This window comes from Flagellimonas yonaguniensis (genome assembly GCF_029193885.1).
GTDB classification, from domain to species: Bacteria; Bacteroidota; Bacteroidia; order Flavobacteriales; family Flavobacteriaceae; genus Flagellimonas; species Flagellimonas yonaguniensis.
Genome location: NZ_JARFVB010000001.1, coordinates 541,170 through 562,019 on the forward strand (window position 1 = coordinate 541,170; position 20,850 = coordinate 562,019).

Here is a 20,850-nt window from a genome sequence, read left to right on the forward strand (position 1 = left end):
TTCGGAATATTCTAAGGTACATAGAAAAATATACCTTGTCCAAAAAACAGTTAGGTTTATTTGAATTCTAAGTTAAATACGTGATAAAGCAGCTATGATTTTTCACAAGCCAATCATTTGTGTGTAATATTGCCAAAAACTTTTTTATGCGAACACTTGTTGTGGGCGACATTCATTCAGGAGTACGGGCGTTGGAACAATTAATGACGAAGGTAAAGGTTACTCCGAACGATCATATTGTTTTTTTGGGAGATTATGTCGATGCCTGGAGCACAGCGGTAGAGACCATCGATTTTTTGATTCAACTTAAAGATGAATACAAATGCACTTTTATCCGAGGAAACCACGATGAACTTTGTAGGGCTTGGCTCGTAGATCAAAAAGAGAATCCACAATGGTTGGCGCATGGCGGTACAGCAACCAGAGCATCCTATTTAAATGCGGATAGGGACAAATGGGACATACACCTTAAGTTTTATGAGGAATTGAAAAACTACTATTTGGCGGAGGATAACCGCTTATACCTTCATGCAGGATATACCAATCTCAAGGGCATTGACTATGAATATTTTGAGCAATCCTTTTATTGGGACCGAACCTTATGGGAACTGGCAAGGGCACTAGATCCAAGTTTGGAGCCCACGGACCCCAAGTTTCCCAAAAGACTGACTCACTACAAGGAAGTCTTTATCGGCCACACACCATTGTCCAAGAATGAGTTTGTGCATCCACAGAACAAGGCCAATGTTTGGAATGTGGATACCGGAGCGGCCTTTAAGGGCGGGTTGACCATGTTGGACGTGGAAACCAAAGAGTATTGGCAAAGTGATCCTGTGCATACATTTTATCCTGGAGAAAGAGGAAGAAATTAGTCACAATTCATTATTTTATAGAGACCTTTGTAAAAACCCCGTACTATGTCTATTAAGAATGTAAGATTGGAAGTAATGCAGGCGATTGAACCCAAAGTAGAAGGGTTTATCAACGAATTTCTAATACCGACGGAAAAAATATGGCAGCCCACAGATTTTTTGCCAGATTCCCAAAGTGATAATTTTTTTGATGAAGTGGAGAAAATCCGAGGTGAAGCCAAGGAACTTGGTTATGATTTTTGGGTCACCCTTGTGGCAGATACCATTACGGAGGAAGCTCTGCCGACCTATGAATCTTGGCTGATGGATGTGGAGGGCATAGATCAGCATAGCGGTAAGGACAATGGTTGGAGCAAATGGGTGCGTGCCTGGACCGCTGAGGAAAATCGCCATGGCGATGTCTTGAACAAGTATCTGTACCTGTCGGGCCGCGTGAATATGCGCGAGATAGAGATTACCACACAGCACTTGATATCCGATGGATTTGACATTGGAACGGACAGAGATCCTTACAAAAACTTCGTATACACCACTTTTCAGGAACTGGCCACAAATATTTCACATAAAAGGGTGGGCAAAATGGCCAAGAAGAAAGGCAATCCGCTTTTGGCAAAGATGTGCACCATTATCGCTGGCGACGAGATGAGACACCATCTAGCATATCGGGAATTTGTAAAGACCATATTAGGGCAAGACCCGGACGGAATGGTTTTGGCCTTTGCCGATATGATGAAGAAAAAAATTGTGATGCCGGCCCATTTTTTACGTGAATCGGGCGGAACTATTGGCGAAGCCTTTGAGCAGTTTTCCAATTGCGCACAACGCTTAGGCGTGTATACTTCACAGGATTATATCGATATTCTGAAAAAACTGAATGATTATTGGGACATTGGAAACCTTAGGGGACTTTCCGACCAAGCGGATAAAGCCAGAGTATATTTGATGAAGCTTCCGGAAAGGTTACAGCGAATATCCGAGCGCATGAAATTTTCGCAAGAGCAGTACACTTTTAAGTGGGTGGAGGCCAACGGAATGTTATAGAAAGACCAGTCGGTCTATCAAATTAATATTTGCCGGCACGGTGTTTTTCTTGCCATTCAAATAGTTGTTCCCAATGCCCTTCGTAGGCCATTTTAGCTTGCATGGGCCATGAAGCTGGGTCGTGGATACGATACCTTTTTCCGCCAGAATCGAGTATATCTTGGCACTTATCTGCTGAGGTTTCCGATAGGTCTTTCCAAGTTTTAATACCGAAATTGTGGAAGAGCCCTTCAATTTTTGGACCAATACCTTCCACTAGTTTTAAGTCGTTTTCCTTGATGGTTTTCCCAAAAGCGGCCTTGGCCCCTGTAGCATCAAACGAGAAAGATGCATGCTCCGAAGGCTTTAAATCCTTATCAATTTTTAGCTGTCCGGTTTTCGTGGTGTATGAATCGAGTCGTTTTCGACAAGTTTCCAAATCGGATTTTAATTTGGCATTTTTTATTTCAAGGGAATTGATCTCAAAGGATTTTTCTTGCAGGGAAGGTGTGTCGGATTTTCCAAAAAAATAGCCAAGAACCCCAGAAATGATTCCTGTGATGGCCAATACAATCCAATACCACATTGTTGAACCTATCCAATCCATGATCAATATAAAATGAGTTGTAAGAACTTCTCATTTAAAATATTAAAAAAATCTTAAAAAACCTTGGATTTGACCATCAAAAATTGCGTGATAATGAAGAAAAGAGAATTTGTAGGAAAAATCAAAATCGGGAAATGAAGCAAAAGGCGCCAACCATACAGTTTTTTTGACCACTTGTAAGATACCATTTAATTTCTTGATGAAATATTTGGAAATTCAGGCCAAATATTAGGTAAAGAACCCTATTTCTCCCGACAAAGTTCCGGCATTGGAATAGGGTTTAATGTTAAGTTTGAGTTAGTTAAGTTGGTTTTAAAGACTGCCCATTTAGATTGAACCCTAAATGGGCGGCTTTTTTATGTTATAAATCGAACTTGATACCTTGTGCAAGTGGAAGTTCCGTAGTGTAATTTATGGTGTTGGTTTGCCTCCTCATGTAGACCTTCCATGCATCGGAACCACTTTCTCTACCACCACCAGTTTCTTTTTCTCCACCAAAGGCCCCGCCAATCTCGGCTCCTGAAGTACCAATGTTCACGTTGGCAATACCGCAGTCAGAACCTTCAACGGAAAGGAAGCGCTCGGCTTCACGCAGGTTGTTGGTCATTATGGCCGATGACAGGCCTTGTCTTACCCCGTTTTGCATATCCAAGGCGTTCTGTAGGTCCCCACTATACTTCAAAATATAAAGCACAGGCCCAAAAGTTTCGTGTTGAACAATTTCGAAGTGATTTTCTGCTTCGGCAATGGCAGGTTTTACGTAGCAACCACTCTCATAGCCTTCGCCTTCGAGCACACCACCTTCAACCAAAACTTTTCCACCTTCGGCCTCAACTTTTTCGAGGGCACTCAGGTAATTCTTTACCGCATCTTTATCGATTAGTGGTCCAACATGGTTGTTTTCATCCAAAGGATTTCCAATACGTATTTGTTTGTAAGCATCCACAATGGCATTTTTGACCTTGTCGTACACATCTTCATGGACAATCAGCCTACGTGTGGAGGTACATCGTTGTCCACAGGTCCCCACAGCACCAAAGACGGCACCGATTACAGTGTTTTTTATATTGGCATCAGGAGTAACGATGATAGCGTTGTTGCCTCCAAGTTCCAGTAGGGTTTTTCCAAGGCGCCCTGCCACGGTTTTGGCCACTATTTTTCCCATTCGGGTAGAGCCAGTTGCCGAAATCAATGGAATGCGTTCGTCCTTGGTCATGAACCCACCGACGTTGTAGTCTCCCGTGATCAAACAAGAAATTCCTTCAGGTGCACCATTTTCGGAGAATACACGAGCCGCAATATTTTGGCAGGCTACCGAGGTCATCGGTGTTTTTTCCGAACCTTTCCAAATACACGCATCGCCACATACCCAGGCCAGGGCTGTGTTCCATGACCAAACTGCGACAGGGAAGTTAAATGCGGAAATAACACCTACTACACCAAGGGGATGGTATTGTTCGTACATTCTATGTCCAGGACGTTCACTGTGCATGGTAAGTCCGTGCAATTGTCGTGATAGACCTACGGCAAAATCACAGATGTCTATCATTTCCTGTACCTCGCCCAAGCCTTCCTGATAGCTTTTGCCCATTTCGTAGGACACCAATTTGCCCAGAGGTTCCTTTAATCTGCGCAGCTCATCATTGAATTTTCGAACGATTTCTCCACGTTGTGGAGCGGGCATGGTCCTCCATTCTTTAAAACCTTGTTGAGCTGTATTGATGACTTTCTCGTAATCCTCACGGGTAGTGGTCTTCACTTTTCCGATCAAAGCACCATCAACAGGTGAGTACGATTCAATGATTTCTCCTTTGGAAAACCAGTTTTTCCCAGTGGAAGTACCATTGTTTATTTCGTTTAAGCCTAATTCTTTTAAGGCTTCTTCTATTCCAAAAGCAGTAGCTGTTTTTGACATTTATAACTTATTATGGATGAATTGTTATATTTTCACAAAAATACAAATAATCTTCAAGCCAATAAGCGGTTTACAGGAATTGATGGACCAGCAGCAGAAGAATTCCAATCAGTGCGGGAAGTGCCTGAACCCAAAATATTTTTTTTGAAGCGGTCATTGCGCCATATATACCTGCTACAGCTACACAACCCAAAAAGAACAAGCCCACATAAATTTGCCATGCATCATCTTGAATGATCAGGGACCAAATCAGTCCTGCCGCTAAAAAACCATTGTACAGACCCTGGTTGGCAGCCAGTGTTTTTGTGGGTTCGAACAAATCTTCCTTAAGGGTTCGGAACACTTTTTTTGCTTTGGTGGTCCATGCGAACATCTCCAACCACAAAAAATAGATGTGGAGCAATGCCACAATCCCAATGATGATTTTTGAGAAAAGTAGTATCATTCTTCTTTGGCTACAAAACGTTCGTCAACCGGCATAACGGTTCCACAATTGTTACAGGTTCGCAATTTTTCCGAACCGTAAAAGTGCTTAAAATGACCCAAGAAATCCTTCTCGATATCATTCAATTTAAAGTAAACTTCGTACAATTTATGGTTACAGTTGTCGCAAAACCAAAGCAATCCATCTTCAGCGTCAAGATGTGCCCTTTTACGCTCGATGACCAATCCTATGGAGCCCTCTTGGCGGGCAGGGGAATGCGGTACCTTGGCGGGATGAAGGTACATATCGCCAGGTCCAAGCTTCATGGTCCTTTTTTGGCCATCTTCTTGAATGTGAACCTCTATGTTGCCCTCCAATTGATAAAAAAGCTCTTCGGTCTCGTTGTAATGGTAGTCTTTTCGAGCATTGGGCCCTGCCACGATCATTACAATATAATCGCCGGACTCTTTGTACAAGTTCTTATTGCCAACCGGTGGTTTTAAGGTGTCTCGGTTTTCCTCAATCCATTTATTTAGGTTGAAAGGTGCCTGTATTGCCATGTTCAAAGATTTTACGAAAGGTAAAAAAAACCTCGCTGGCAACATAGCGATTAACAAAAAAGACCCGCCAACAGGCGAGTCTTCTTATAATATTTTTTTGTCAATTAGTCCACTTTAATAAAAATCTGAGTGTAGTAAGGTCTACCTTGTTTGTCCAATTGTACGCTAAGTGTTGTATGGGTAAAGTCTCCCTCCATAGCTTCTTTGTGAGATGTACTGTTGAGCCAACCTTCCAAGGTTTTTTCCGCGGAAGTATAATATCTAGCTACATTTTCAGATATGCTGATTGCATTGGTTTCTTCGGCAATCTTTTCTGCGCGGGATTGAAAATTATCGTGACTTAGACTGTTTTTGGAAATCATATAGTCGTTGTGCTCTTCAGCATATTTGTATGATGTACCACTATTTTCCAGCAAAGAAAGACCCTTTGAAGCTCTGTGGTTATTTACAAGGGCCATTACTTCACTTTCCATCTCTACTGGATCTATGATGATTTTTTCATTTCCCAGAGTAGCTTCGGCATAGTCTTGCTCCTCTTCTTGAATGGATGATGTGCTGCAATTACTTAAGGCAATAACAAGCACCATGACCAGCAACGTGCCATATAATTTTTTCATTTTCGGGGTGTTTTCCGGGAGTGTTCTAAGTTCCCAAGTGTTCTCGTTGCTAAACTAAAAGAGACACAATTCTTTTCCATGAAATTTCCATGTTAGGACAGATTATCACGTTGAAATGCAGTATGTTGGGCTGAACGGCAGGTATTAAGAAGAATCCAATTCCGTTTATCGAAAAAAACGTACCGTTTAAATAATATCCTCTCTGGCTTCAATTTCTTCAGAGGGAACGGTTTCTTCATCATCAAACACATAGGAGAACACTAAATCCCCTATTTCCTTAATGGGCTCGTAGAAAACGGATTGTTCTTTGGTTTCCTCGTTGATGAGTCCTAAAGGAGAGGCAAGTTTTTCAAAGAAAATGAGGAATGCGCCCAAGATTACGGCAACCTTTAGTGCTCCAAAAATGCCACCAGCGATTTTGTTCAATAGTCCGAGCATGGCAAAGTCGGCAATCTTGGTCAGGAATTTTCCGGCCAAGTTTACTACAATGATAATGGCAAAGAAAGTAATCAGAAATGCGGCGATTTTTAGATATTGGTCGCTCCAATCAAACCGCTCGGCAAGATAATCGCCCGTGATATACGAAAAATGGATGGCACCGTATATTCCAGCGATTAGGGCGATCAAGGAAGCCAACTCAACAAAAAGGCCGTTTTTCAAGCCTTTGTAAAGGCCCCAGACCAAAAGAATACCGATGATAATATCCAAAAAGCTCATACAAGGGTTTTAACAAATATAGAATATTGATTTGTACCTTTGGTACTCATATCAAATCACATGTCAAGAGACGAACAATTAAAGGAACGATGGGAATTTTTGGTGGAGAAACTCTCCGCACAATTTTCTGATGGTGACCCGCTGGAATTAGACGGAATTGTCTATTTGGTCGGGGTTCAGGAATTGGGCAATTTTCATCGAAAATTTAAAAAGGACGAAAAGGTCAATTTGATGCATATTGCCATCTGTAGGCTATTGGAGCCTTATGGATACTATGACTTTGATTTTTTTGATGACGATGGGTGGCCACATTATACCGTGAAAGAACAACTACCACCTCTTAAGGCAGGAGAGCAATCCATTTTAATGAAGGAAGCCTTGGTCAATTATTTCTTGGAAAAAGAGTACATTATCTAAATGGGACTTAAAAAACCGTACTATGCCGTAATTTTTACCAGCCTCAGAACCGAGGGCGACCAGGGTTATGCTAAAATGGCGGAAGAAATGGAGACTTTGGCCCAAAAGCAATCCGGTTTTTTGGATATTGAAAGTGCCAGGGATGGCGTGGGTATAACGGTAAGCTATTGGGAAAGTTTGGAAGCCATTGCCGACTGGAAAGCCAATATGGACCATAAACAGGCACAGAAAAATGGAATAAAAACTTGGTACTCCTGGTACAAGGTCAGGATTTGCAAGGTGGAACGCGAATACGAATTCAATAAATAGAAACATGGGCGAGAACATTGCTTTTTCCAACGTAGATAGAAAGAACAAACTGCAAAAAGCCACCAAGACTGCTTATGACTTAGTGGTAATTGGCGGGGGAATCACGGGAGCTGGTATTGCTTTGGATGCATCTTCTCGCGGGATGAAGGTGTTATTGTTGGAAAAAGGTGATTTTGCTTCGGGCACCAGTAGCAAATCCACTAAATTGATTCATGGCGGTCTACGCTACTTGAAGCAGTTCGATTTTTGGTTGGTGAAAGAAGTAGGTTCTGAAAGGGCCATCGTACATAAATTAGCGCCACATCTGGTAATTCCAGAAAAAATGTTGCTTCCGCTCATCGAGGGCGGTTCCTATGGGAAATGGTTGACGTCCATCGGTTTGAAGGTGTACGATATTTTGGCACAGGTTTCCGGGGATGATAAACGACAGATGCTGGAGAAAAAAGAGGCGATGAAACTGGAGCCCCTTTTGCCAAAAAAGATATTGAACGGAGCTGGCTACTACGCTGAGTATAGAACCGATGACGCCCGATTGACCTTGGAAAACCTGAAGACCAGTCTTCAATTTGGCACTGAGATTTTCAATTATACCAGGGTTACCGATTTTATTTACAAGGATGAAAAAATAGTAGGAGTCAAGTTCACGGACGAGGTGTCTGGAGATGAATACAGTGCTGCATCAAAATATGTGATCAATGCTGCTGGACCTTGGGTGGACGAACTTAGAAGTGTGAACCAGTCCAAAAAAGGCAAGCGATTGCATTTGACCAAGGGAGTTCATTTGGTGTTTCCAAAGGAAAAACTCCCTGTGAAGCAATCTGTGTATTTTGATATCCCCGACGGTCGGATGATGTTCGCCATACCACGAGGGAAGGTAACCTACATTGGCACTACAGACACCAATTACAATTCAGATAAGGACCATGTGACCACCGAACTTGCTGATGCCATTTATCTGATTTCGGCAGTCAACAATATGTTCCCTGACATTGAATTGGAGCTGGATGATATTATTTCCTCTTGGGCTGGACTACGCCCGTTGATTCATGAAGAGGGGAAATCAGCTTCAGAACTATCACGGAAGGATGAAATCTTTACTTCTGATACGGGATTGGTCAGTATTGCGGGCGGAAAGTTGACGGGATACAGAAAGATGGCCGAGCGTACCGTAAACCGTATTGCCAAAAAAATGGAGGAAGACCACAATGCAAAATTGGGGCATTGCACTACGGACAAAATTCCACTTTGTGGAAATGACTTTAAAAAGTTCAAACACGTCAAAAAATATATTTCCAAATTGCAAGAGCAACTCCAATCGGATGGGTTTTCCAAATATGATGCCTGGTATTTGGCAACTACGTATGGTAAGCAGACCGAATCCATTTTGGAACTATATGCCAAGATAAAGGGAGACAAACCCAAAGAGCGAATGATCAAGGCTGAAGCTCAATTTGCCATAGCTTACGAAATGGCATTGAACCCACTGGACTTTTTTATTAGAAGAACAGGCCGGCTTTATTTTGATATCGACAGCGTTCGAAAATACAAAGCTGTTGTTTTTGAGGAATTCCAGAAGGCTTACAACTACTCCACAGAAGAAATGGAGGCTTTTTCCACGGAATTGGATGTCCAATTAAAAGAACATTCCGATTTTTCGTTGGAAAGAGGTTAAAAACAACCTGTTATATATTTTTTCTTTACCAAAACCCGTCAATTCGAGTGAAATCCGTCGGATTTTGTATCGAGAATTGGGTTTTGTCGATTTCCAGTTCTCGATACGTTTTTTCTTTCAAAAACAACCCAAAATTATCAATCCGTCAATTCAAGACCACTATCCGTCAATCCAAAAGAAGCATCCATGGATTTTGAGGATTTTGAAAGATAAGTTTTACATAGCTTCACATCAATCTTAATTCCGTTAACAAAAGCCTACGTTATGCGATTTTATCAAATTAAACCTACTATTGCTTTTACAATCTTTTTTAGAATCGGAGCATTTGTTTTGGGTATATTATTAGTTTCATGTGAAAAAGAAGAAGAACAAAGTTTACTTTTAGAACAAAACCAATCCATTTCTTTACTTTTTGACAAGACAGGTATTGAAAAGGCTGAATTAAAGGAAAAATTAGCCTACAAGAATTATCATCTTACAAACTTGATGGAAGAGACACTTCTGATTTACCCAAATTTTGATGAACTGTCAGTTGAGAAATCAAATAAAATGGGGGTTTTGGGTACTTTATATTTTAAGGATTTACTGAGAGAAACATTGGAGGGTAAAGGGGAAAGAGAGTGTTGAATGATAGTGTACAGCTTTCATTACAAGCATTTGTTGAATTGGAGGGTGAATCTTGGTATCCATACGTACATAAAATTAAAGAAGGAAGGGGAAATGAACCATTGATTCTGATTAATAGCTACGACCCAGATACCAAAAAAGAAATTGTTCAAGGATATAAATTGAATACTACTGGTCAATTGAAACTCAAGTATCAGGATTTGTCAGAAGAAGACATTTTTGGACCTAACCCAATTCCAGAAGCAATAGGAAATAATGTTTTTGTACTGGGGATATCTCCAGAAGATCAGGAGTATATTATACCAGATCCGATACAAGGTTTTGAAGATGGAGAAGGGACTTCGCTTGGTGGGGGTGGAAGTGGAAACGTTCCCGAGGATCTCCAAATTCAAAAAATTAAGATTAAGGACAAAAAAGAGTCTTGGATAGAAAAAGCTGATGTTTATATCTATGGTTATGCAATGTCAGGTAATCCTAATTTTTTTGAACCTTTGGGATATTTTTGGGGAGACAGGGTAACTATAGATGGAGCCCAAATCCGAAATAATCCTGAGTATAAGCTAGGTAAATTCTCCAATAGCGACGTTAACAACGGAACTTTTAAAACCATTAACAAACATATAGTAAATAGGAGTGAATCATGCGGCCTATTTATTTCATACATTATTTATGAATACGATGGGTTTCCTGCACCATTGAAATCTGTTTATTTTAATCGCCCAGATGGGAGTAGTGCAAAGATTAGTTACAGATCATATAACCAAAAATACATTTCGACACAAGTTCGAGGATGTGATGTATTTGAGTATGACAACTTCTTTGTTTTGAATGGATTTGGGAATGTCATTGAGAATTCTGTTGTCGAATACCATTTCAGTCCTTCGTATTAGGTAAATTAATTTCAAATGAAAACACGCGCTCTCTTATTTCTTTTACTGCTCCCACTATATCTCACAGCGCAAAACAATTTGAGAGAGAGAAACTTCTTTCTCAATTTGGGTGCTGAATTCAGAATCACACCCATTCACAAATCAGGTGACCAAGCAATCGCTTCAAATTTTATTAATACCGATTTGCAAAATTCAGGTCCGGCAATTAATGTTGGCCTCGACTATTATTTACTACAAAATTTTAGCGTAGGGTTTAAAACTTCCATTCGCTATGATTCGATAACAATTAAGGTTGATGAAACTGATCCTGGAAGTGGGATGAACTACGAAACAGGAAGGGGACTAATGTTTGGTTATCATTTTAATTTGAACTATCACTTTCAAATTTTTAATAAAGGAGATTTGTTGGTCAATGCAGGTCTTAGCTTGCTCAATCGAAATAGTGAATATGTGCGTACCAAATCTATCTTCAATGCAGAAGGGGAGGTCGTCGATTCAACTACCTCTTCAGATAACTATAATTTAAACGCTAATAAAATTTCTATTGGTTACGGAAAAGGCAGGTCTAAAATAATGATGGGGATTTACATATCTCGAAACACAAAATATTTTGAAGAAAAGACAGCGTTTATTATACCATTTATATGTTATGGCTTTGATATTGTCAAGTTCTAAAATCACAAATTAATCCAACTTCTCCGTTAGCTTTTCAAACACCTTTTTGGGATTCTTGTTTTTGTAAAGGACTTGATATACTGCATTTATGATGGGCGTTTTGGACTTCTTTTGCAGTTTCTCCATAAGGTCGTGTGCACTTTGGGTCGCGTAGTATCCTTCGGCGACCATGTTCATTTCCATCATCGCGCTTTTAACCGTGTAGCCCTTACCAATCATGTTCCCGAACATGCGGTTTCTACTGAAAACGGAATAGCCCGTTACCAACAAGTCGCCCAAATAAGCAGAAGCGTTTATGTTGCGCTTCATTTTATACACGCGATCAATAAAACGTTTCATCTCACGGATGGCGTTGCTCATCAGCACACTTTGGAAATTGTCTCCGTAGCCAAGTCCGTGTGCAATGCCTGCGGCAATGGCATAAATGTTTTTCAGCATAGCTGCATATTCCGTACCGATAATATCGTCGGAAATTTTGGTGCGGATGTAGTCACTCTTTAAATGTTTGGCCACCATTTTGGCCTTGTCCGCATCGGCACAGGCAATGGTAAGGTAAGATAATCGCTCCAAGGCCACCTCTTCGGCATGGCACGGTCCTGTAATAACACCAATATTCTCAAAAGGAATCTCATATTTCTCATTAAAATGTTCCCCAACAATCCTTCCGCTTTCGGGAACAATACCCTTTATGGCAGAAAAAATGATTTTATCGGTCAAAGAAGCAGTCAAATTCTGTAATTCCCTATCCAAAAAAGCAGAAGGGATGGCAAAAATAAGCACATCGGACGCTTCGACCACTTCGTTAATGTCATGGCTCATTACAAGTTGATTCGCATCAAACTCCACAGAACTCAAATAGTTGGGATTGTGCCATTCTTTTTTAATGTGACGAATTGCGGAATCGCTTCGCATATACCAATTGACCTGGTCTAAATTTTCGGTCAACATCTTCACAATGGCGGTTCCCCAACTTCCACCTCCAAATACTCCAAACGTAAGTTTGTCTTCCATGCATCCAAATTAGTGTGTAAAGCTAAAGAATAAATTTATCAGCTTATTATTAATTGATTATCAAAGAGTTAAAAAACATGGCATAGTGCTTGGTCTACGTAAAGAGAACTTTAAAGCCTCGATTATGAAAAATAGAAAACTACTCTTTGGAATTTTGTTCATTGGTCTTTTGGCCAGTTCTTGTTACACTGAGGTTATTGTGGAAGATGATTTGATTACGGAGCCACCGATCAATATCGCCTTGGTCTTGGAATCGCACGACCTTTGGTACGTGGATATCAACGAAACGCGAGGAAACGGCGAAGTTCCCTTTTTACAGCGAGCGTTTACCATTTCTTTTGATAGGGGAATCGTATACGCCAACAACAACCTTTCCGGCCTGGGCAAAACAGGTAACGGATTGGGTATTGATGTGGGTGCCTACGCGACCTACAGTGGTCAAGTGGAAATAGATCACGATGTGGACGGTCTTTGGTTATTGGAAGTGGTAGCTTTGGATTATAATACGTTGGAAATCTACGATTCCCGTTCCAATACTTCCTATATCTTGGAAGGCTATCAAAGAAACAACTTTGATTACGACTTCGTGTTCTACGATAACATCCACTATTTTTTGCAGGAATATCAGGTTTGGGAGAAAACCTATACCAGCGAGATGGGTGCCCTTAACGAATTTGATGAAGAAAATTATCTGCAATTTTCTGGTGATGGAGGTGGTTATTTCAGGTCTTCTGTGGATGCGCAGGGTATACCGCTGTCCAACTTGCAGTGGGATTACGAAGGCGATTATGAAGTATATGATGTAGCGAATGATGCTTCCCTGAAAACTTTAACACTCGATTATGACTATTTGGGCAATGATTATTTTGAGCTGTACGTTATCAATGATAGCAACATAGAGTTGTACCATGTATCCAGCGGAACGGTGTATGAATTTACAGGAAGAGGATATATTCAATATTTGAAATCAAGCGACGGAACAGGTAAAAAACGTTCAAAGACCAACAACCCTGTAATGAACGTTACCCGTCAACGAGATATGTAAGGAAGAACAATTTTGTTCGACTATACAGACAGTTTTTTTGGTTGGTTATTTAGTTAAGAACCGCCCTGGGCAGTCACGCTCGGGGCGGTTCTTTTTTTAACGGTTTCTATTTTTATAATCCGATGGATTTTCCCCACTTATCTTTTTGAACGTTCTATTAAAATAGGATAAGCTCTCAAAGCCACATTCGTAACAGGTTTCGCCAATGTTTCTACCGGTCAACAATAAGCGTTTGGCCTGCGTAATGCGGTATTGGTTCAAGAAATTGGTAAAAGTGCTACCAGTGCTCTTTTTGAAATACCTACAAAAAGCCTCTTTCCCCAAATTGATGGATGCCGCGATATCTTCCAAGGCTATTTTTCTGGAATAGTGCTCATCAATATAGGAGTATACTTTTTGTAAACGTTCCTGCTGCTTATTGGCCCTATCATTAATAATTGGATTAGTGTGCAAGAGTTCAAACTCATCACTCTTTGCTAAAAGTTTGAGCAACTGTAAAATTTTAAGGAATTGCTCAAATCGGGTCATCCCTTGTAATTGTTTCATAGCGGCCCCCACAGTATCCTTGGTTTGCCCATAAAATGCAATTCCATGCTGCGAGTTATCCAATAGCTCATACACATCTTCCAATTCCTCGATTTCTGTAAAAACCTTCTCCTTGAACGATTCGCTTATGTGCAAAACTTCTTTGTGGTATTCTGTTTTGATGCCGTAATCAAAATTCAAATGGGGAATATTGGAACCGATCAAAACGAGGTCGCTTCCCTTAAAATTGGAGATATGCCTCCCCACATGTCGCTTTCCGTTCGCACCCTCGATATAGACCAACTCAAACTCTGGATGAAAATGCCAAAAAAAGAGGTCGTTCAACTTGGGATTGTGCAATAAATGGAAGGAACTTTTATCGTTGGGTTGTATGTTTTCAAGTTGAATTTTCATTGTATTGCTCAATTATTTATAAAAATAATCATTAAAAGTCAAAATAGTTCAAATATTGGTCAATGTTAGGGTGGAAACCACAGAACAGCTCCCATAGATTTGGGGTATAGAATTTTGCAACTAAAAAAACAGAAATACAATGCAGCAAAAAATGGAAATGGCCAATAAGGCCCACGAAGCAATTCCCGGAAACCCCTCTACGGCCACAAGTAGTAAAACAAAACTCAATGATAGATCCAATGGGAAACCGTTACGCGTGCTCTCCGGAGAGGACTGGGCGTTTTGGATAGAAAATGGATATATCGTAATCAAAAATGCCGTTCCAAAGGAACAGGCCAAGGCAACTGCCGATTTTTTATGGGAATTTGATGAAAAAGACCCAAATGACCCAGAAACCTGGTATGCTCCTCCCCGTGCAGAAATGAAAATGAAAGAGCTCACGGGAACTGGAATGGTAGAAGTATATAACAATCAACATTTATGGAACAACAGACAAACAGAAAAAGTATACGAAGCCTTTGTGGACATTTGGGGAACGGAAAAGTTATGGGTGACCATAGATCGCGCCAACTTGAACATGCCACAACGCCCGGGAGAGAACAAAAAAGGATTCATCCATTGGGACTACGATCCAGAGACCAGACCTCAAAATGTTCAGGGTGTGCTGGCCCTTGCCGATCAAACCGATGAGAACATGGGCGGATTTCAATGCGTACCTTGGTTGTACCGAAATTATGATACTTGGAAGCTGACCCAGCCCGAAGATCGTGATCATTTTCAGCCCGATGTAACGGGATTGGAAGACAAAATCGTAAAGGTAAAACTGGAAGCAGGAGACCTTCTGATTTTTAACAGCACCCAGCCCCATGGTATTCGTCCAAACAAATCAGGGGACAAGGTTCGGATTGCACAATACATTTCCATGATGCCCGCCGAGGAGGAGAATGAAGAAATGCGAGAATGGCGCATCAATTCTTGGAAAAATAGGGTAGCTCCAGAAGGCTATGCTTTTCCCGGAGACCCGAGAAATTGGGAACAGACCAAATACGATACCGCCAAATTAAGTCCGCTTGGAGAAAAGTTATTGGGACTGACTAACTGGTAGATTATCAAATCCTTAAAAATTTTCGTGCGATTAGGGTCTTGCATTTAATAATGCTACTTTTGCGCGCTTCAAGAAAGAAGCCATGAAAAAGTATCTCAACCTTTTTGATTTTTCACAAAAAGTAAACTATCGCACAGAAATTTTATCGGGCTTAACCGTTGCGCTTGCCTTGGTGCCTGAAGCCATAGCATTTGCCTTTATCGCAGGCCTTTCTCCATTGACCGGTTTGTATGCGGCATTTGTAATGGGGCTGGTCACTTCAATTTTGGGAGGTAGGCCAGGAATGATTTCTGGAGCTACTGGAGCCGTGGCGGTTGTCATTGTTACATTGGCACAGCAATATGGAGTGGAATATGTTTTTGCCACCGTGATTCTTGCAGGGATTTTACAAATGTTGGCAGGTGTATTACGACTCGGAAAATTGATGCGTTTGGTACCCCACCCCGTTATTTTCGGATTTGTGAACGGGTTGGCCGTAATCATATTCATGTCGCAGATGAGCCAGTTTAAGACAGTAGACGGTGAATGGTTGAGTGGAAGTACACTTTACATTTTCTTGGGATTGGTGTTGTTGACCATGGTGGTTATTTGGGGACTTCCCAAATTGACCAAGGTAATTCCCGCATCCTTGGCAGCCATTCTTTTGGTATTCGGCATTGTGTTTTTCTTTGGATTGGACACACGGACCATTGGGGATATCGCTTCCATTCAAGGAACATTTCCTCCTTTTCATATTCCCGACCTTCCTTTTACATGGGAAACCTTGCAGATTATATTCCCATTTGCCGCAATTATGGCGGGTGTTGGTCTGATTGAAAGTTTGTTGACCCTGAACATTGTGGACGAGATTACAGAAACAAGGGGTCGTGGCAACAAAGAAGCTGTTGCGCAGGGAACGGCGAACATCCTATCTGGATTTTTCTCAGGGATGGGTGGTTGTGCCATGATCGGGCAAAGTTTGATCAACACTTCCAATGGGGCAAGGGCGAGACTTTCTGGGATTTTTGCCGCTTTGATGTTATTGGTGTTCATCATGTTTGGTTCCAGCCTGATTGAAAAAGTGCCCATGGCGGCACTTACAGGACTGATGATCATGGTGGCTTTGGGAACCTTTGAATGGGCAAGCTTAAAAACCTTCCGTCGTATGCCAAAATCCGATGTATTGGTGATGGTATTGGTGACCTTGGTAACCGTATTCCTTCACAATCTGGCCTTGGCTGTGTTGGTGGGCGTTATTATTTCCGCCTTGGTATTTGCTTGGGACAATGCAAAACGCATCCGGGCTAGAAAGAGCATTGATGACGAAGGGGTAAAGCATTATGAAATTTATGGTCCATTATTCTTTGGGAGCACCACATTATTTGCTGAAAAGTTTGATGTATTGAACGACCCCGAAGAAGTGGTCATTGATTTTGCGGAAAGTAGGTTGGTTGATATGTCCGCCATTGAGGCCGTGAACAAAATCACGGAGCGCTACCGAAAAGTGGGCAAAAAAGTACACTTGAAGCATTTGAGCCGTGACTGTCGACGATTGCTGGCCAATGCCGACGATATTATCGAAGTGAACGTATTGGAAGATCCAACCTATAAGGTTGTGGTGGATAACTAGAGATTATTTACGGGTCTTTCCTAAAAATACATTCACATTGGGATTCTGCGGGTTGCCGCTGGCACGGCGCATCAAAACAATTTGACCTGTGTGATGGATGCAGTCCGAAATCATACCATTGATCATGTTCCAATAGGGAAACTCGGATGTCTTATCTCCTTGTTGAAATACGATGATGAGCTCCTGAAGGGTATCCATATCTTTACCAAGTACCAAATCGCTTGCCTGTTTTAAATTGTTCAAGGTCAGTTTTCGTAATTCCTCAAAGGAATAATCAGGAGGCCCACCTGGTCGGATGATGGTTTCTCCTTTGTTGGTCATTAAAATGGATTGCGATAAGCTATAAATGTGGGTAAGGGTTTGCATTGCCGCACGTCCTTCCTCTGAAGGTCGGTAGGCCAAATCCTTTTCGGTAAGTCCTTCGGTGGCCCAATAATAACGGAACCCCAATCCGTCAATCATTCTCGAGACCACATTGCCCGAAGCATAGTTTGAAGGGTAATCGGGTATTTCTTTATACGGAAGTTCCATTTCTTGGGCTTGTAGGTTTACTTGAAGCATCAAAATAAGGAGAATGGAAGCAAACTGAAAAGGAAAACGATATTTCATAAAAACTGAATTGGAATACAAAGATAGTTTTAATCGCATTCAGATTTGGTCAAAGGCATGGATGAGGTAAAATTGATGGTTTCCTTATCCTTAAATGCCGTGCCGGTTTCATCCAGTTCTCCATAACCTTCAACAAGTTGATCATCTTTGAATACAAAGGCAATTTCTCTGGAACTTTCCACGCCTTCAGACTTAAAAGTGTAGTTTCCTATGAGCACACTATCGTTTAAAATGCCAGAAAATGTCCCGGAATTGGCATCCTTCTCTTTGAGGGCATAATCGAGTTGACCCATCACGGAATCGTTGATTTGAGTAATTTCCATAACCACTTTGCTTCCGTTCGCATCATAAGTATAGCATCCAACTTCTAAACTATGCACTGGAACTTCTACAATAATATCTTCAGTGGTTTCCTCCGTCGTTCTCGTCTCTTTTTCTTTGGTTTTGCAGCTAACTACTGCAAATATTAGCAGCAAGGTTATTGTTGATTTTTTCATGATCAATCAATTTTTTTGAACACCAATAAATTCTCTTCCGATTCATTGGAGAGATACAGCCTGTTATTTTCAACATTGTATGTGGCACTGCCCTGAAGCGCAGTCAGGAACTCGGTTTCTTTGTCCATACTGGGACAGGCCATTCTGGTAGACGCAATTTGTGTAAAACGAAGGACATCTTGTTCGTAAAAAAGACTTCCCGTCATTCTGTTGCACCCAGAAAAACCAGAAAAACGATTGTTGTTGATATTGACCTCCATATTGGGAACATCCTTTCCGTTAAAATCTTCCTTAGAAACGGAAGAGCCTTTCATTTCTTCCAACACCCAAATATCGTGTAAGCGGTAGTCGGTAATGTATGATCCACAGCCCTCATAAACAGTGGTTTCATCTCCGCCAGTTGTTTTATAGGAAACCGTTACTGTATATGGAAACACCTCGCCTGACATGGCATTGGTGCATTCTTTATGCGCGATAATAATATCCAAAAGCGTTGCTTCTGTTTGGATACGGTACATGCTAATATTGGAGTCTTGGGCTTTTATGGGATTGGTAGGTGGTGTTTGGATGGTGTCTTCCATGGTCTGAAGGACCACTCTGTTATCATAAATTTTGAGTCCCCAAAACGGTTCGGTGCCCGTGGCCTTAAAATAGCTGCCATCAATGTTCATGGCAATGGGTTCCATTTCTCGTTTTTTTTCTTCAGTTTGAATGGTATCCGATGTAATTTCTTCTGATGCCTCCTCAGATGCTTCTTCCTTCTTTTTTTCAACGCAGCCGAAAAACAGCAATATGGCAAAGCTTAGGATGAGTGAACTCTTCATGGGGTTACTTTTTTGAATCGCATCATGGGTATTTCCCCTGTCAAAAGATTGAGTTTCCCATCTTCAAAGGAGTAGCCATCTATTTTCTTCATCATTTCCAAGAATTGACGCTCACTGCCTCCACAAAACATCATGGTTGTGGGCCCAGGTTCTCCAAAAGAAATAGAGTTGTTATCAAGAGTGTAATCAGCAGAATATCCATTGCAACTATCGGTTCCGGATACTTTGCCCGATTCTTTATTAAAAGTGATCTGCGGTTTTTTTTCTGGAAAGAGGCCTTCAAAGGCAATACGGGGCCCAGATATGTATTCGAGTTCCCAAGTGGGACCGGAAAGCGCTTCCGCACTCGATTTTTCTCCCCCGCAGGATTCTACCAGCAGGATGACGGAAAAAAACAGGATGATAGAGGTTTTCATTTTATAGAAGTTAATGGTTAATATTCTAGTAAAATACTAAAAAAATGAATGACCTCCTCAATCCATTGGATTGTTAAATTGCTAAATAATGTTTGCTTTATTGGCTTCTTTTGCTCCAGACTTCATAAATGGGACTTCCTTTGCTACTTAAACCGGAGTGGTGCCAATCGCCATCTTTCAATTCATAATTAAATTCCAAACTTGCACCCACTCTGGAATCGTCCCTGGAAAAGAAACCGATGTTTTCAGTGTATTTACCATCAATTGTGGTGTAGGTGCCTCCGCCAGTTCCCATAAATTCCTTGGTTTCTGTATTGTAAGCAATCCACTGAAAACGAGTTCCCGATAATATTTTCATGGTCTTTCGTGGCCCAGAGGTATCGCGTTTAACGATTTTGCCATCACGCTTTCTGCCCGATATCAACCAAGCACCAAAAAGGTCGCCTGGTGTTCCGTTGTCAATTCGGGACCATGTCGTTTGCCCCAATTCGAGCGTGCCGTTTTTTACGGTATAGGACTTGGATTGGGTTTCCCCAACGATTTCAGGGTTTTTTGTTGAAAATTCGTAAGAGAATTCGATAGCCCCTCCGTTTAGTATGTAGTTGCCCCCATTGGTTGCCACAAATTTTCCATTGGCTTTTTGAAAAATAGCTTCGGAAAAAAAGCCACCGGTAAAAGTAAGGGTATGTTTCAGTTGGACTCCTTCCTCGTTGGACGCCAAGGTGGTCCAAGCGCCTTGAAGATCTTGACCGTGCAAAAATGGAGTTAATAGCAAACAAAAGGTAATCAGTACATTTTTCATGTGCTAAAGTTTGCTATTAAGATAAAAAAAAGCTGCTGTTTTGTTGCAAAACAGCAGCCCTTACATATAATAGAGTTGGTTCGTTAGAGTGTCCTCAAGTACTCAGCTACATCTCTGGCTTCATCCTCGCTCAAATTTTGGTTGAGCATAATGGCGTTGTTGTACTCTTTCAACAAAGCTTTGGCAATGGGGTCTTCTTTCAACATGCCGTCAGGGTTCAAAATCATGTTCATTACCCATTCTGGGCTTCTCCTGTCATAAACTCCTTTTAACGCGGGACCTATCATACGTTGGTCTACCATGTGACAGGCAACACAAATGGATTCAAATTGTGCTTTGCCACGTGCCACCATTTCATCGTTGATTTCTGCTGGGAATTCCAAATCCGATATAGGGCCAACACCTTTGTTGTCCATATCCACGGGAACACCTTCTTTGGCTTCCGTTTTGGTGTCTTCCGTTTTGGTGCGGCTCACTTCAAAACCATCTTTCTTTTCTTCCTTTTTACCGCCGCAACTTGCTATCATGGCACCCAAGGCCAAGACCAAGACCATTACAATTTTTTTCATTCTGATTCTATTGAAGTTTGTTTGTGTAATCCAAGGTACTAAGATAGGTAATTAGGCACTAATAATCCGAGTGTTTTTTGTTTTGTCCATCACATAGGGTCT

At 41.3% G+C, this 20,850-nt stretch carries 25 protein-coding genes; 11 read left to right on the forward strand and 14 right to left on the reverse strand.

Annotation, left to right across the window (positions count from 1 at the left end; genetic code table 11):
- The first annotated feature begins 146 nt into the window (after positions 1 to 146).
- Both PY092_RS02440 and PY092_RS02445 read left to right on the forward strand, forming a co-directional pair.
- Positions 147 to 872 carry a metallophosphoesterase family protein gene (locus PY092_RS02440; RefSeq protein ID WP_275614262.1) on the forward strand — a complete coding sequence of 242 codons (726 nt, stop codon included), beginning with the start codon at positions 147 to 149 and terminating at the stop codon, positions 870 to 872.
- Between the two features lie 45 nt (positions 873 to 917).
- Positions 918 to 1,913, forward strand: a complete 996-nt coding sequence (locus PY092_RS02445) for an acyl-ACP desaturase (protein WP_275614263.1) — start codon at positions 918 to 920, stop codon at positions 1,911 to 1,913.
- A 22-nt stretch (positions 1,914 to 1,935) separates the two neighbouring features.
- Here PY092_RS02445 and PY092_RS02450 read toward each other — a convergent pair whose 3' ends face one another.
- From PY092_RS02450 to PY092_RS02475, 6 genes are all read right to left on the reverse strand, one after another.
- The gene (locus PY092_RS02450) at positions 1,936 to 2,478 is read right to left on the reverse strand and encodes a hypothetical protein (protein ID WP_275614264.1); all 543 of its coding nucleotides are present in this window, start codon (positions 2,476 to 2,478) and stop codon (positions 1,936 to 1,938) included.
- A gap of 382 nt (positions 2,479 to 2,860) precedes the next feature.
- The gene (gene amaB / locus PY092_RS02455) at positions 2,861 to 4,414 is read right to left on the reverse strand and encodes an L-piperidine-6-carboxylate dehydrogenase (RefSeq protein WP_275614265.1); all 1,554 of its coding nucleotides are present in this window, start codon (positions 4,412 to 4,414) and stop codon (positions 2,861 to 2,863) included.
- A 70-nt stretch (positions 4,415 to 4,484) separates the two neighbouring features.
- Positions 4,485 to 4,859 (reverse strand): DUF1304 domain-containing protein, encoded by a 375-nt coding sequence (locus PY092_RS02460; protein WP_275614266.1) that lies wholly within the window; start codon positions 4,857 to 4,859, stop codon positions 4,485 to 4,487.
- On the reverse strand, positions 4,856 to 5,398 hold the full coding sequence (locus tag PY092_RS02465; RefSeq protein WP_275614267.1) for a 3-hydroxyanthranilate 3,4-dioxygenase: 543 nt from the start codon (positions 5,396 to 5,398) through the stop codon (positions 4,856 to 4,858). Before PY092_RS02465 ends, PY092_RS02460 begins: the two co-directional genes overlap by 4 nt.
- 104 nt (positions 5,399 to 5,502) lie before the next feature.
- A complete protein-coding gene (locus PY092_RS02470; RefSeq protein WP_275614268.1) occupies positions 5,503 to 6,015 on the reverse strand; it encodes a CAP domain-containing protein in 513 nt (170 codons plus the stop codon).
- A gap of 186 nt (positions 6,016 to 6,201) precedes the next feature.
- The gene (locus PY092_RS02475; protein WP_275614269.1) at positions 6,202 to 6,732 is read right to left on the reverse strand and encodes a CvpA family protein; all 531 of its coding nucleotides are present in this window, start codon (positions 6,730 to 6,732) and stop codon (positions 6,202 to 6,204) included.
- A 60-nt stretch (positions 6,733 to 6,792) separates the two neighbouring features.
- Between PY092_RS02475 and PY092_RS02480 the strand changes: the two genes are divergently transcribed.
- From PY092_RS02480 to PY092_RS02505, 6 genes are all read left to right on the forward strand, one after another.
- Positions 6,793 to 7,149, forward strand: coding sequence for a hypothetical protein (locus tag PY092_RS02480; RefSeq protein ID WP_275614270.1), 357 nt, complete (start codon positions 6,793 to 6,795; stop codon positions 7,147 to 7,149).
- Complete coding sequence (locus PY092_RS02485; protein WP_275614271.1) at positions 7,150 to 7,458, forward strand: antibiotic biosynthesis monooxygenase family protein; 309 nt, start codon at positions 7,150 to 7,152, stop codon at positions 7,456 to 7,458.
- A 4-nt stretch (positions 7,459 to 7,462) separates the two neighbouring features.
- Positions 7,463 to 9,130 carry a glycerol-3-phosphate dehydrogenase/oxidase gene (locus PY092_RS02490; protein WP_275614272.1) on the forward strand — a complete coding sequence of 556 codons (1,668 nt, stop codon included), beginning with the start codon at positions 7,463 to 7,465 and terminating at the stop codon, positions 9,128 to 9,130.
- A 264-nt stretch (positions 9,131 to 9,394) separates the two neighbouring features.
- Entirely contained in the window at positions 9,395 to 9,757 is a 363-nt protein-coding gene (locus PY092_RS02495; protein WP_275614273.1) for a hypothetical protein, read from the forward strand.
- Entirely contained in the window at positions 9,754 to 10,647 is an 894-nt protein-coding gene (locus tag PY092_RS02500) for a hypothetical protein (protein ID WP_275614274.1), read from the forward strand. The genes PY092_RS02495 and PY092_RS02500 overlap by 4 nt, the downstream gene beginning before the upstream one ends.
- A gap of 15 nt (positions 10,648 to 10,662) precedes the next feature.
- The gene (locus PY092_RS02505) at positions 10,663 to 11,322 is read left to right on the forward strand and encodes a flagellar hook assembly protein FlgD (RefSeq protein WP_275614275.1); all 660 of its coding nucleotides are present in this window, start codon (positions 10,663 to 10,665) and stop codon (positions 11,320 to 11,322) included.
- 9 nt (positions 11,323 to 11,331) lie between these two features.
- Here the strand turns inward: PY092_RS02505 and PY092_RS02510 are convergent, their stop codons facing one another.
- Positions 11,332 to 12,333 carry an NAD(P)H-dependent glycerol-3-phosphate dehydrogenase gene (locus PY092_RS02510; protein WP_275614276.1) on the reverse strand — a complete coding sequence of 334 codons (1,002 nt, stop codon included), beginning with the start codon at positions 12,331 to 12,333 and terminating at the stop codon, positions 11,332 to 11,334.
- Between the two features lie 124 nt (positions 12,334 to 12,457).
- On the opposite strand from PY092_RS02510, the gene PY092_RS02515 reads away from it, so the two are divergent.
- Entirely contained in the window at positions 12,458 to 13,378 is a 921-nt protein-coding gene (locus PY092_RS02515; RefSeq protein WP_275614277.1) for a nicotinic acid mononucleotide adenyltransferase, read from the forward strand.
- A gap of 96 nt (positions 13,379 to 13,474) precedes the next feature.
- Here the strand turns inward: PY092_RS02515 and PY092_RS02520 are convergent, their stop codons facing one another.
- Positions 13,475 to 14,317 carry an AraC family transcriptional regulator gene (locus tag PY092_RS02520; RefSeq protein ID WP_275614278.1) on the reverse strand — a complete coding sequence of 281 codons (843 nt, stop codon included), beginning with the start codon at positions 14,315 to 14,317 and terminating at the stop codon, positions 13,475 to 13,477.
- A gap of 139 nt (positions 14,318 to 14,456) precedes the next feature.
- Between PY092_RS02520 and PY092_RS02525 the strand changes: the two genes are divergently transcribed.
- Both PY092_RS02525 and PY092_RS02530 read left to right on the forward strand, forming a co-directional pair.
- A complete protein-coding gene (locus tag PY092_RS02525; protein ID WP_275614279.1) occupies positions 14,457 to 15,422 on the forward strand; it encodes a phytanoyl-CoA dioxygenase family protein in 966 nt (321 codons plus the stop codon).
- Between the two features lie 82 nt (positions 15,423 to 15,504).
- A complete protein-coding gene (locus PY092_RS02530) occupies positions 15,505 to 17,031 on the forward strand; it encodes a SulP family inorganic anion transporter (protein WP_275614280.1) in 1,527 nt (508 codons plus the stop codon).
- Between the two features lie 3 nt (positions 17,032 to 17,034).
- On the opposite strand, the gene PY092_RS02535 is transcribed toward PY092_RS02530, so the two are convergent.
- The 6 genes from PY092_RS02535 to PY092_RS02560 form a co-directional block, all read right to left on the reverse strand.
- Entirely contained in the window at positions 17,035 to 17,640 is a 606-nt protein-coding gene (locus PY092_RS02535; RefSeq protein ID WP_275614281.1) for a DinB family protein, read from the reverse strand.
- 29 nt (positions 17,641 to 17,669) lie between these two features.
- Positions 17,670 to 18,137 carry a hypothetical protein gene (locus PY092_RS02540; protein ID WP_275614282.1) on the reverse strand — a complete coding sequence of 156 codons (468 nt, stop codon included), beginning with the start codon at positions 18,135 to 18,137 and terminating at the stop codon, positions 17,670 to 17,672.
- A 2-nt stretch (positions 18,138 to 18,139) separates the two neighbouring features.
- Complete coding sequence (locus PY092_RS02545) at positions 18,140 to 18,961, reverse strand: META domain-containing protein (RefSeq protein ID WP_275614283.1); 822 nt, start codon at positions 18,959 to 18,961, stop codon at positions 18,140 to 18,142.
- Positions 18,958 to 19,377, reverse strand: a complete 420-nt coding sequence (locus PY092_RS02550) for an META domain-containing protein (protein ID WP_275614284.1) — start codon at positions 19,375 to 19,377, stop codon at positions 18,958 to 18,960. Before PY092_RS02550 ends, PY092_RS02545 begins: the two co-directional genes overlap by 4 nt.
- A gap of 97 nt (positions 19,378 to 19,474) precedes the next feature.
- Positions 19,475 to 20,179: a membrane or secreted protein gene (locus PY092_RS02555; RefSeq protein WP_275614285.1), complete on the reverse strand. Its 705-nt coding sequence runs from the start codon at positions 20,177 to 20,179 to the stop codon at positions 19,475 to 19,477.
- Positions 20,180 to 20,262: 83 nt separating this feature from the next.
- Positions 20,263 to 20,748 (reverse strand): c-type cytochrome, encoded by a 486-nt coding sequence (locus tag PY092_RS02560; protein ID WP_275614286.1) that lies wholly within the window; start codon positions 20,746 to 20,748, stop codon positions 20,263 to 20,265.
- Positions 20,749 to 20,850: the final 102 nt, after the last annotated feature.